This window comes from Eubacterium sp. 14-2, assembly GCF_000403845.2.
Classification (GTDB): Bacteria; Bacillota; Clostridia; order Lachnospirales; family Lachnospiraceae; genus Petralouisia.
This window is the reverse complement of record NZ_KE159567.1, coordinates 1,156,600-1,168,450: the sequence shown is the minus strand read 5'-3', so window position 1 is coordinate 1,168,450 and position 11,851 is coordinate 1,156,600. Positions and strand designations below refer to the sequence as shown.

Here is an 11,851-nt window from a genome sequence, read left to right as displayed (position 1 = left end):
AAATATTATAGTATGGCTGAAAAGACTTTTGCAAGCATAATTGCTATTGTCTTACAGGAAATACTTTCGCGTGACAGGGTCTTCCTATAGAAGAAAAAAGAATGCGCCATGCGCATTCTCCGCGCGCGAGCGGATTGCGCAGCAATAAACATCACCCCCGCGAGCTGCGCATCATTGTTTTTTCTTCTATAGGAAATCCAAAGGAATTTCCTATAGAAGAAAAAACAGGACTGCCGCACCGTGTTTCCCGGTACAGCAGCCCTGCTCTGTCTGACTCTTCCTATGCTATGGCATATTTGCTTAAAACATTTTCAAAGGTAATATCTTCTCCACCGTATTTTACGGTCAGTTCCTTCTTCACTCCCAGGCCCATTACTCCCAGAATTGATTTTGCATCAATTACCATGCGCTGGTCTGAAATATCTATATCAAAGTCACACATACCAGCAGCACGTACAAAATCACACACTTCATCTACATCTGCCAAGCTAATAACTTTTTCATTCATCATAGTTCTCATCCTTTCTACTTCTGCACTCTGGAACCGTCATCCAGGTGCATTTACAAACACAATTAAGTTCTTATCTGAACTTGTGGCAAATTATGCCACCTTTTTTTCATTTTGTCAACTCTCTGTTTTCTGCCTCCGGAGGTAACATTACTAAAATGATATAGCTTTTTTTACTAATACTCTTTCATTTTAGCCATATTGTTTTACCTGTCTCTGGTACTTTATGTCTGTTCCTTCTTTTTGACTTTGTATAAATTCCCATGATTTTCTATTATTTTATGAGAAATTTGGCAATTTTCACATTTTTACAAATAATTCCGAGGACATTCCAGTAACAGAAATTTTTTTGTTTTTTCTCGAAAACAAAGGGTTATAAGCTCTTCCTTGACTATTCTGTGATAAAATTCTATAATTATTCATAACTATTCAGACGGAGGTGAAACTGCCATGGAATCAAAACATATGCTGTCTGTTTTGCAGCAGGTACAGGAGGGCACCCTGGACATCCATACTGCCTATGAGAAATTAAAAATCAGCCCCTTTGAAGATTTGGGATATGCCAAAATTGACCATCACAGGAAAATCCGCCAGGGAGCTCCGGAAGTGATTTACGGCGCCGGAAAGACAGCGGAACAGATGGAAGGTATTATCCGCTCACTGTTATCCCACTGCCCGGAAAATATTCTGATTACCCGGCTTTCCGAAGAATCTGCTTCTTATCTGTCCCTGCGTTTTTCCCTTACCTATGATAAACTTTCCCGTATCGGAATCGTAAACCGCAGGGAATACTGCACTGCTTCCGGTACTGTCCTGGTAGCCACCGGCGGCACCAGTGATATTCCGGTGGCAGAAGAAGCAGCCCTTACAGCCGAAGTACTGGGCAATCAGGTGGAACGCCTCTACGATGTGGGTGTTGCCGGCATTCACCGCCTGCTTTCCCATGTGGACAGCATTTCCAGAGCTACTGTGATTATTGCTGTTGCAGGTATGGAAGGAGCCCTGGCCAGCGTGATCGGAGGCTTATGCGACTGTCCGGTCATTGCAGTTCCCACCAGCATCGGATACGGGGCCAATTTTCAGGGCCTGTCCGCACTGCTTTCCATGCTGAACTCCTGCGCCAGCGGCGTCAGTGTGGTAAATATTGACAATGGATTTGGTGCCGGCTATCTTGCCAGCATGATTAATCATATAGGAGGTAACCAGATATGAAAACACTTTTTATTGAATGTAATATGGGCGCTGCCGGAGATATGCTGATGGGCGCTCTCTATGAACTTTTACCGGAACCGGAGCAGAACCGGTTTCTGGAGACCATGAACAGTCTCTTTCCCGATAAAATTATGATTTCTGCCAGCCCCTCTGAGAAATGCGGAATCTGGGGAACGAAAATGAATGTGGTGATTCTGGGACAGACAGAAGAAGAAGTAATTTCTCAGGAAACAGGCCATTCCCATCCGGAAGAACACCATCATCACAGTCTTCACACCACTTATCCGGAAATGCTGGCACGAATTGACAGCCTGCCCCTGTCCGCTTCCGTAAAAGAACATGCAAAGGCTGTATATACTTTACTTGGAAATGCAGAAAGCGCCGCTCATCACACCGATATTTCCCAGATTCATTTTCATGAGGTGGGAACCCTGGACGCCCTGATGGACGTTACAGGCTGCTGCCTTTTGCTGGAACTGCTGAACCCGGAACAGATTATTGCTTCTCCTGTTCATGTGGGAAGCGGCAGCGTCCGCTGCGCCCACGGAATTCTTCCGGTTCCTGCCCCGGCAACTGCGGAAATTCTGCGGGATGTTCCCATTTACTGCGGCAATATTCAGGGAGAGCTGTGTACCCCCACCGGCGCCGCGCTGTTAAAACATTTTGTCAGCCAGTTTATGACCATGCCTCCCATGGCAGTGGAAAAAGCAGGCTATGGTATGGGCACAAAAGATTTTCCTTCCGCCAACTGCCTGCGGGTATTCCAGGGAAACATGAACCTGCTTCCGGTCCCCTCTCCCAGACAGCTTCCCGGCTCTTATGCTTCCAGTCTGCCGGCCCGGTTCCAGGAGGATGAAACACATCCGGATTTCTATACGGAGCAGTTCCACAACCTGGATCAGATTCTGGAGCTTTCCTGCAACCTGGACGACATGACGCCAGAGGCAGTTTCCTATGCAGCGGGCCTTCTGATGGACGCAGGAGCACTGGATGTTTTCACCACTTCCGTTCATATGAAGAAAAACCGTCCCGGACTGCTGCTGACCTGCCTGTGCAATCTGGAAGAAGAAAGCCGTTTCAGCAGGCTGATACTGACGCATACCACCACAAGGGGCATTCGTATTCAGCCCTGTTACCGCAGAACGCTGGAGGCCCAGTTCCGCAAAGTCCCCACTCCCTATGGAGAAATTACAGTCAAAATCAGCACCGGATACGGTATCAGCAAATACAAACCGGAATACGAGGACGTATCTGCCGCTGCCAGACAGTGCAAAGTGCCTTTTTCCAGAGTATACGAAGCGGCCATGGACGCCTGCACCCATATGTAAGGGTGTTTTCTTATAGAAGAACAAAGAATCCTGCTTTGCAGGATTCTCCGCCTGCGGCGGATCGCTTCTGCGGCATTATTCCTTTCCGCCGCAGTGCGATAAGAACTTATTTATTCTATGGGAAGACCCTGTCACGCTAAAGTGTGACAGGGTCTTCCCATAGAATAAATAAAACCCGAAGGAATATCCTCCGGGTTATGTATTTCCTGATATTAAATGCTCTCCCAGATTAAGGAGTCATGGAAGCTGCTTCTGTATCAAACAGGCTTTCCTGTAAAGTCAGGATATCAGCTTCATTCGGTGTCCATACATTGTTCACCAGTTCCACGCGTACTGTTACGCTTTCTGCATCGCCGTAAGTAACATTTGCCAGTGTCTCTTTAAAAGAATCTTTCAGCATGGTTACAACTGCTTCATTCAGTGCAGCATCATCTTCTGTATCCCCGTCATAGGCTTCTGCTGCAGCATAGAAACTCTCCATGGTAGGTCCGAAAATATTCATCTTCTCGCATTTTACTTCCACTTCATACGTTTTGCTGTCCTTCTTTTCAGCATCGCCAACGGTATACTTCACATTTTTGTACACATCCTGCAGAACGGTTCTGAACTCTGCTTCCAGTTCCTCGGAAACCTGTGTCTGGTCAGTAATTGACGCCATCTCTGTATCAATTCCCTCGATATAGAGTTTTTCTGCTTCTTCCTTGGTGCCCACTTTTTCTTTTACAAAAGCCTCAGAATCACCTTTGTAGGAATTGTCCAACAAAGCCTTCACATACTGGCTGGCATCAAAAGAGCCGCCGCATCCGCCTAACATCGCTGCCACCAGCACTGCTGCCAGCAACACCATCACTTTTTTCATTTTCCTCATAATATTACTCCTTTTCGTAAATTTAGCTACACTACTATAATAATCGCTTTTCACCCTGTCGTCAATCATTTTTCACCAAAAAATTCAGTCAATATGCATAAAGTGCCAGATATCGGACATACTGTGATTATGAAACGGAATTTTTTTCTTTGTGGACTGACCGGATGGTGTCTTGAAATACTTTTTACCTCTTTTGACTCCTTCCGGAAACGCGAACTGCAGCTTATGGGAAAAACATCCCTGTGGATGTTTCCCATTTACGGCATGACAGCATTTTTCAGGCCTTTCTGCCGCCTGCTGAAACGCTTCTCCCCTGTCCTGCGGGGAGCATTTTATTCATGCCTTATTTTTCTGGGAGAATACGTCAGCGGAAGTATTTTAAAAAAATACCGAATGTGTCCCTGGGATTACAGCGGCGCAAAGACCAGTATAAAGGGCGTAATCCGCCTGGACTACGCCCCTTACTGGATGATTGCCGGACTTATTTTTGAAAAACTCCTGACCCGCACCTCCGGAAAACCTGACAAATCTCTCCAAAATATCTGAATACAGTGCGAAAAATCGGATATTTTCCGGAAAACTGCTACTCTTCTTCTGAACCTGAACTGCCGATATCCAGCGTATTCATGGTTCTTCTCTTCTGTCTGGCTTCCTCTGCAGCCTCCAGAATAAAATCTTTGATTTCCCTGGCATTTTTGATATGGGTCAGGGAAATCTGAGGATGTGTTACGTCACCGGTATAGCATACAACAGTGGCCAGACCGAAAATACGCTCTGTCAGGGTAGTGGTCAGTTTTACATCCTGTATTTTATACATATAACAGTAATTTTCTTCTGTCCGGAGCAGTCCTGTGTTGACGGTCAGGATTTCCTGACCAATGGTATATTTTGTAAAGGTCCAGGGAAGCCCCAAAAACAAAATTCTCTTTTTTTCCTGATACTCTCTGTTCTCACTCATCAAAACACCTCTTTTTATTTTACGTTGCCAGCATTTCTGAAATTTTCACTGCTGTTTTGATTGTACTATACTTTTCCTTTCTCTGCAATTTTTATCTTGAAATTTATAACCTTCTGTTATATGATAGTAAAAATCATTGTTAAAAATCAGGAGGAAAACTATGCAGCATTTAATGAGCCCGCTGGATTTGTCTGTGGAAGAACTGGACCGGCTGCTTACACTGGCAAATGATATTGAACAGAATCCCGGCAAATATGCCCATGCATGTGAGGGCAAAAAACTTGCAACCTGCTTTTATGAACCCAGTACCAGGACAAGACTCAGCTTCGAGGCTGCCATGCTGAATCTGGGCGGAAGCGTTCTTGGCTTTTCCAGTGCAGACACCAGCTCCGCTTCCAAAGGGGAAAGTGTTTCTGATACCATCCGTGTGATTTCCTGCTATGCAGACATATGCGCCATGCGTCATCCAAAGGAAGGCGCCCCACTGGTTGCCTCTCAGAAATCCGGAATACCTGTTATCAATGCCGGAGACGGCGGGCATCAGCACCCCACGCAGACCCTTACCGACCTGCTTACCATCCGTTCCCTGAAAGGGCGTCTTGATAATCTCACCATTGGACTTTGCGGAGATCTGAAATTCGGACGTACGGTTCACTCCCTCATCCATGCTCTGATTCGTTATCCACACATCCGGTTCATTCTGATTTCACCGGAAGAACTTCGTGTTCCCGGCTATATCCGGGAAGATGTACTGAAAAAGAACAACATTTCTTTCCGGGAAGTGGAACGTCTGGAGGACGCCATGGGCGAACTGGATATTCTGTACATGACACGGGTACAGCGGGAACGTTTCTTCAATGAAGAAGATTATGTGCGGATGAAGGATTTCTATATCCTGGATAAAAAGAAAATGACTCTGGCCAAAGACGACATGATTGTCATGCATCCCCTGCCGCGGGTAAATGAAATTTCCGTAGACGTGGATGATGACCCAAGGGCCGCTTATTTCAGGCAGGCCCGGTATGGCGTTTATGTGCGGATGGCCCTGATTCTTACATTACTGGAGGTGAAAGTATGCTGAACGTAGGCGCCCTTACCGAGGGATTTGTATTAGATCATATTCAGGCAGGCTGCAGTCTGTCCATTTACCACGATCTGAAGCTGGACCAGCTGGACTGCTGCGTTGCCATTATCAAAAATGCCCGCAGCAACAAAATGGGGAAAAAAGATATTTTAAAAGTGGAATGCGATATCGACACTCTGGATCTGGATGTGCTTGGTTTTATCGACCACAATATCACCGTCAATATCATCAAGGGTGAAAAAATTGTGGAAAAGCGGGAACTCCATCTTCCAAAGGAAATCAAAAATATTGTCCGCTGCAAAAATCCACGCTGCATCACTTCCATTGAACAGGAACTGGACCAGATTTTTGTGCTGACAGACATTGATACGGAAACTTATCGCTGTAAATACTGTGAGGAAAAATACGAGGGACATAAACGCGTAAGATAACCGCTCTTCGTCCCGGAACATTTCATAAAACCGGCAGAGTTTTCCAGTTTTTCGGAAACTCTGCCGGTTTTTCAGCTCTTTTTGATAAATTCTGTTTTACATTTCGGACAGGTAATGCAAATCTTCCCTTTTCCCTTTGGCACTCTTACTTTCTGCCTGCAGGAAGGACATTTATAAAAATGATAGATTTTCCGCTGCTGTGCCAGTTCTTTTCTCCGGTTCTTCTTTACTGCCAGTCCGTAACGCCAGTTCATGAATTTCTGATTCTCCTGATACCGCTTCTCCACCTTTCTGGACAGCATACGATAATATTCATATCCCATCATTCCCAAAGCAAGTACATAAAAAATATCCCATCGGGAAAACAGAGAAATAACCAGAAATACCATGGAAATTCCCAGATACACCTGTCCCAGCTGGTCTGCCCCGTATCGTCCCATCATAAAATGCTGCATCTTTTGTCTCATATTATCAACTCCTGTTTTTCTTTCCGTTGTTGCAGTTAATGGTAGCGCAGAACCTGCCGGAAGTCAATGGAGTTATTTTCTTTTAAGAATTTTTTATAGTTTGTTAATTCTCAGCAGGAAATTCCTCCGGATTTCCTGTAGAATAAAAAAACCCCGCAGCAAAGCTGCGGGGCCAGGCAGGGCTGTAAGCCGGGTTATGTCGTGGATAATCATCTATCTGGTCTGACTGTCGCCAGTCAGCTCATGCGACCTACCTGAAGCTGGCGGGCCACGTCAACGCTTCCTGTTCGGTCTTGCTTCGAATGGGGTTTACATGTGCCCCGGCTGTTACCAGCCGGGCGGTAGTCTCTTACACTGCCCTTCCACCCTTACTGTCAGATCTGACAGCGGTACATTTCTGTTGCACTGTCCCTGGAGTTGCCTCCGCCGGCCGTTAACCGGCATCCTGCCCTGTGAAGCCCGGACTTTCCTCACCTGCGGTCTTTCGACACCTGCAGCCGCGATTATCCACCCTGCCTGTTTTCCTCCGTTATCCTACCATATCTTTCAGCGGAAAGCAACGGTTTTCTCTTTTATCACAGTGAAAAATGTTCTCAGAATTTTCTCTGCCTGAAAAGAAAGCCCGCATATTTTCACACATTAAAGCAGCTTCCTCCGATAAATTCCCTTAAAATTGAATTTTTCGCAATATCCTCACTGGGCACCGGCAGAAAATAATCCAGGAATTTCAGAAGACGTTTTGCCTCCATGTATTCTGGACAGTCCTTGCCAATCTGGAACAGCAGCGGTTCCGCATACTGCTTCAGAACTGCCAGCTCGTAAATCAGCGCCGAATTGAACATAATGTCCGCTTCATCCTGGAAGGGGAAAATATACTGTTCCTCTCCTCTCCGCACAGATCCCCACATGGCTATGGTCTCTTTTGCGGAAATATTTCTGGTCCTTGCGTCCCTTACCATCCGGCGGATCATTCTCCCGTCTGTGGTAGGCAGGCTGTTATGTTCGTCGATATTCAGCTGTGTCAGCGCGCTGATGTATATTTTCAGTTTACTGGACTCCGGCAGAGATCCGGACAGTTTGCCGTTCAGCCCGTGGATTCCCTCCAGCACCAGTATGTCATTTTTCCCAAGTTTCTTGAAAATCCCCTTGTATTCCCTTTTTCCGGTGCGGAAATTATATGTAGGAAGCTCGATTTCTTTTCCTTCCAGCAATGCGGACATATCATGATTGAACAGTTCAATATCCAGTGCCTCCAGACACTCGAAATTATAATTTCCATTTTCATCTCTGGGGGTATCCACCCGGTCCACATAATAATCGTCCAGTGCAATGGGATGGGGCTTCAGTCCCTGAGCCATCAGCTGAATGGAAAGCCGGTGGGAAAAGGTGGTCTTTCCGGAGGAAGAAGGCCCTGCAATCATAATAAATTTTTTATCCGACTGAGAAGCAATCTGTTCTGCCAGCGTACCGATTTTACGCTCCATCAGCGCTTCCGCCACCAGAATCACATCCCGGATTCTTCCCTGGGCAACTGCGTCATTTAAGGCACCTATGGTTCCTATATCCATTTTCCTGCCCCAGTCCGCCGATTCCTTCAATACATGAAACAGTTTATGGGAAGGAGAAAACTCTGCCGCCTCTTTTGTATTTTTGTCCGGAAACAGCACCACAAATCCTTCTTCATACTGTTTCAGTTCAAAATATTTCAGATACCCGGTATCCGGTACCATATATCCGTAAAAATAATCCCTGTAATTACCAATACTGTATATGTTTACCTTTGAACTTCTGCGGTAGGCAAACAGACGCTCTTTGTCATGCATTTCCAGTTCCCGGAACAGAGCCACCGCATCGTCAGTGGAAATACTGTCTTTTCTGAGGGGTATGGCCTGTTCAGCCAGTGCAGTCATTTCTTTTCTCAGTCTTGCCAGATATGATTCGTCCGGAGTCTCTCCCGTCAGCTCACAGTAGTATCCCTGGCTGATGGAATGAGATACCTTCACCGTCACATGTTTTCCATCCTCTCTGGAAAGATTATACACAGCCCGCTGCATCAGGAAAGTCACGCTTCTGCGGTAAGCCTTTCTGCCTGCCCTGTCTCTGGTGGTCACAAAAAAAAGCTCTCCGTCTGATTTCACCTTCCGGTTCAGTTCCCGCAGACGATTATTAAACAGCACCAGTACAATATCATCCTTATACTGTGCCTGGTACTCCTCTGCGATTTCCCGGTAAGGCGTGCCCTTTTTATACTGTTTTTCCTCCCCGTTGATTTGAATGCGATACATGGTTTCTTCCATCTGTCTCTACCTTCTTTCCATCCTGCAAGTCTACCGGTACAGAAACGGCTGTTTTTCCGGCTGTGCAATAATTCTGATTCCTGAGGTACGTTCCTTCAGATAAGTTTCCATATAAGGAATAAACATTTTCTCCACCCCATAATGGCCTGCATCAATGATGGCAAGGCCCTGAGCCGCACTGTCAATCCCGTCATGATGGTCAATATCCCCGGTAATCAGTACCTGGGCTCCTGCATGAATGGCTTTTTTGATGACACTTTTTCCGGAACCGGGACAGATTGCCGCCCTGGCCACTCTGTCGTCGGGCCTTCCGAAAATTTTCACCAGTTCTACCCCGAAAACCTCTTTCACTTTCTGCGCACATTCTCCCACCGTCATTTCACAGGGAAGGCTCCCCACCTTTCCAATGCCCTTTTCTTCCTGATTTTCCTGAAAAACAGGGTCAAGAACCTGGCAGTCCTCAAGTCCCATGCGCTCTGCTCCAAGCTGTTCCATGCCTTTTATATCAAAATTCGTATGCATGGCGTAACAGGAAATATCATTCTGAATCAGAGTAATGATTCTCCGGCCGGTAAAATCTTTGGTATTTACCTTTTTCAGACCCTGAAAAATCAGAGGATGATGGGTCAGCAGCAAATCTGCGCCTGCTTCCACAGCTTCCCCAATGGTTTCCTCCGTGGCGTCCAGTGCAATGTAAACTGTGTTCACGTCTTTCCGGGGATTTCCCACCAGAAGTCCCACGTTATCCCAGTGGCAGGCGTACCGTTCCGGCGACTGCTCCTGTAATATATCTATGATTTCCTGACAGATCATATGCTTCTCCTTTCCTTCGGATCTTCAAACAGTTCCAGAGCTTTCTGAAGGTCCTCCAGTTCCTCCTGCACCTCTTCCATACGTCTTTGTACATTCTGTCTGGCATTTTCTTTTAAATGCAGCAGAATTTTCTGTTTCTGCCGCTGCTGATTCAGCAGGTATTCTTTCAGCACCGGATGGTTTTCTGCCAGCAGCACAGGCCCGTACCGGAATGCTATTCTGCCATATTGTCCGTCAGACATATGTTCCGCAGATTCTGCAGCATGGGCTTTTATCACAGGATAGTATTTCCCTTCTTCCCGCACCATATTTTCCGCTGTAATTTCATATCCGTTTTCATACAGAAATTTCCGAAAAGCCATCAGTTCCGACTGGGGCTGCAGCACCAGGGTTCTGGCGGCTTTTGCAGCCTGCTCTCCCTGACGGAGAATCCGCATCATCAGGCTGCCTCCCATTCCGGAAATTACAATCACTTCCGCTTCCTGCGGTTTCAGAGCGCTGCACCCGTCTGACAGGCGCGTCTCTATTCTGTCTTCCATGCCGTACCGTCGAATATGCTCTTCGGCCCGCAGCAGCGGCCCCTGATTCACATCCAGGGCAATGGCTTTTTTCACCTTCCCGCACCCCGCCAGATAGACAGGTATGTACCCGTGGTCAGTACCCACGTCTGCCAGAATAGCGCAGTTGTCCACAAAATCTGCCACTGCCTGCAGTCTTTTCGATAATTGTACCATATTTCCACAAGCTCCTGCTCTGTTTGTAAATGCTCAGATTTTAATCCAGATAATCCTTCAGCTTGCGGCTTCTGCTGGGATGGCGCAGCTTCCGCAGAGCCTTGGCCTCAATCTGACGGATTCTTTCTCTGGTAACATTAAATTCTTTTCCCACTTCTTCCAGGGTTCTGGCACGACCGTCATCCAGTCCGAACCGCAGCCTCAACACTTTCTGTTCCCGCTCTGTCAGCGTTCCCAGTACCTCCACAAGCTGTTCCTTCAGCAGAGTAAATGCCGCCGCATCTGCCGGCACCGGCACATTGTCATCCTGTATAAAATCTCCCAGATGACTGTCTTCTTCTTCACCGATGGGCGTTTCCAGGGACACCGGTTCCTGAGAAATCTTTAAGATTTCACGGACACGGTCTACCGGCATATTCATCTCCTCTGCAATTTCTTCCGGAGAAGGCTCCCGTCCCAGTTCCTGCAGAAGCTGCCTGGAAACACGGATCAATTTGTTAATGGTTTCTACCATGTGGACAGGAATCCGGATGGTTCTGGCCTGGTCTGCAATGGCTCTGGTAATGGCCTGGCGAATCCACCAGGTTGCGTAGGTGGAAAATTTGTACCCCTTCCGGTAATCAAATTTTTCCACAGCTTTAATAAGCCCAAGATTTCCTTCCTGAATCAGATCCAGAAACAGCATCCCGCGCCCCACATAGCGTTTGGCAATGGAAACCACCAGACGGAGATTGGCTTCTGCAAGCCGTTTTTTCGCCTCCTGGTCTCCCAGCTCCATACGCTTTGCCAGTTCAATTTCCTCCTCTGCACTGAGCAGAGGCACCTTACCGATTTCCTTCAAATACATACGAACAGGATCTTCGATGGAAATTCCATCCGGAACGGAAAGGTCGATATTCTCAACTTCTACTTCTTCCTCGTCGTCTATGAGGATATCGTCATCGTCATCATCGGAAATCCGCAGCACATCAATATTGTTGGATTCCAGAAAATCAAGGATTTTTTCAAATTTTTCCGCATCCAGTTCCATGTCATGAAAAAAGTCGCTGATTTCCTGGTATTCCAGGACATTTTTTTTCTTTTTCGCTATGGATAACAATTCCTGCAGCTTTTCGATAAATTTGCTTTTTTCTTCCATTTCGTTTCATCCT

The 11,851-nt window shown here is 46.6% G+C and carries 13 protein-coding genes and 1 other RNA gene; 5 read left to right on the top strand and 9 right to left on the bottom strand.

Annotated elements, in window-relative coordinates:
- Nucleotides 1–280: 280 nt before the first annotated feature.
- On the bottom strand, nucleotides 281–511 hold the full coding sequence (locus C805_RS12560) for an HPr family phosphocarrier protein (RefSeq protein WP_016214233.1): 231 nt from the start codon (nucleotides 509–511) through the stop codon (nucleotides 281–283).
- A gap of 447 nt (nucleotides 512–958) precedes the next feature.
- Between C805_RS12560 and larB the strand changes: the two genes are divergently transcribed.
- Nucleotides 959–1,720 carry a nickel pincer cofactor biosynthesis protein LarB gene (gene larB / locus C805_RS12555; protein WP_016214232.1) on the top strand — a complete coding sequence of 254 codons (762 nt, stop codon included), beginning with the start codon at nucleotides 959–961 and terminating at the stop codon, nucleotides 1,718–1,720.
- Nucleotides 1,717–3,048, top strand: coding sequence for a nickel pincer cofactor biosynthesis protein LarC (gene larC / locus C805_RS12550; RefSeq protein ID WP_016214231.1), 1,332 nt, complete (start codon nucleotides 1,717–1,719; stop codon nucleotides 3,046–3,048). The genes larB and larC overlap by 4 nt, the downstream gene beginning before the upstream one ends.
- A gap of 229 nt (nucleotides 3,049–3,277) precedes the next feature.
- Here larC and C805_RS25155 read toward each other — a convergent pair whose 3' ends face one another.
- Entirely contained in the window at nucleotides 3,278–3,916 is a 639-nt protein-coding gene (locus C805_RS25155; protein ID WP_016214230.1) for a hypothetical protein, read from the bottom strand.
- A 129-nt stretch (nucleotides 3,917–4,045) separates the two neighbouring features.
- Between C805_RS25155 and C805_RS12545 the strand changes: the two genes are divergently transcribed.
- On the top strand, nucleotides 4,046–4,462 hold the full coding sequence (locus tag C805_RS12545; protein ID WP_016214229.1) for a putative ABC transporter permease: 417 nt from the start codon (nucleotides 4,046–4,048) through the stop codon (nucleotides 4,460–4,462).
- Between the two features lie 37 nt (nucleotides 4,463–4,499).
- On the opposite strand, the gene C805_RS12540 is transcribed toward C805_RS12545, so the two are convergent.
- Nucleotides 4,500–4,874, bottom strand: a complete 375-nt coding sequence (locus tag C805_RS12540) for a PH domain-containing protein (RefSeq protein WP_016214228.1) — start codon at nucleotides 4,872–4,874, stop codon at nucleotides 4,500–4,502.
- Nucleotides 4,875–5,034: 160 nt separating this feature from the next.
- On the opposite strand from C805_RS12540, the gene pyrB reads away from it, so the two are divergent.
- Together pyrB and C805_RS12530 are read left to right on the top strand one after the other, a co-directional pair.
- Nucleotides 5,035–5,955 carry an aspartate carbamoyltransferase gene (gene pyrB / locus C805_RS12535; protein ID WP_016214227.1) on the top strand — a complete coding sequence of 307 codons (921 nt, stop codon included), beginning with the start codon at nucleotides 5,035–5,037 and terminating at the stop codon, nucleotides 5,953–5,955.
- Nucleotides 5,949–6,389 (top strand): aspartate carbamoyltransferase regulatory subunit, encoded by a 441-nt coding sequence (locus C805_RS12530; RefSeq protein WP_016214226.1) that lies wholly within the window; start codon nucleotides 5,949–5,951, stop codon nucleotides 6,387–6,389. Before pyrB ends, C805_RS12530 begins: the two co-directional genes overlap by 7 nt.
- A 71-nt stretch (nucleotides 6,390–6,460) precedes the next feature.
- On the opposite strand, the gene C805_RS12525 is transcribed toward C805_RS12530, so the two are convergent.
- The 6 genes from C805_RS12525 to rpoD form a co-directional block, all read right to left on the bottom strand.
- Nucleotides 6,461–6,856, bottom strand: a complete 396-nt coding sequence (locus C805_RS12525) for a hypothetical protein (protein ID WP_016214225.1) — start codon at nucleotides 6,854–6,856, stop codon at nucleotides 6,461–6,463.
- A 169-nt stretch (nucleotides 6,857–7,025) separates the two neighbouring features.
- Nucleotides 7,026–7,375, bottom strand: an RNA gene (rnpB, locus tag C805_RS25355) — RNase P RNA component class A.
- A gap of 113 nt (nucleotides 7,376–7,488) precedes the next feature.
- Entirely contained in the window at nucleotides 7,489–9,153 is a 1,665-nt protein-coding gene (locus C805_RS12520; RefSeq protein WP_016214223.1) for a nucleoside kinase, read from the bottom strand.
- 30 nt (nucleotides 9,154–9,183) lie between these two features.
- A complete protein-coding gene (locus tag C805_RS12515; RefSeq protein WP_016214222.1) occupies nucleotides 9,184–9,966 on the bottom strand; it encodes a Nif3-like dinuclear metal center hexameric protein in 783 nt (260 codons plus the stop codon).
- Nucleotides 9,963–10,700 carry a tRNA (adenine(22)-N(1))-methyltransferase gene (locus C805_RS12510; RefSeq protein ID WP_016214221.1) on the bottom strand — a complete coding sequence of 246 codons (738 nt, stop codon included), beginning with the start codon at nucleotides 10,698–10,700 and terminating at the stop codon, nucleotides 9,963–9,965. Before C805_RS12510 ends, C805_RS12515 begins: the two co-directional genes overlap by 4 nt.
- Before the next feature lie 40 nt (nucleotides 10,701–10,740).
- Nucleotides 10,741–11,838, bottom strand: coding sequence for an RNA polymerase sigma factor RpoD (gene rpoD / locus C805_RS12505; protein ID WP_016214220.1), 1,098 nt, complete (start codon nucleotides 11,836–11,838; stop codon nucleotides 10,741–10,743).
- Nucleotides 11,839–11,851: the final 13 nt, after the last annotated feature.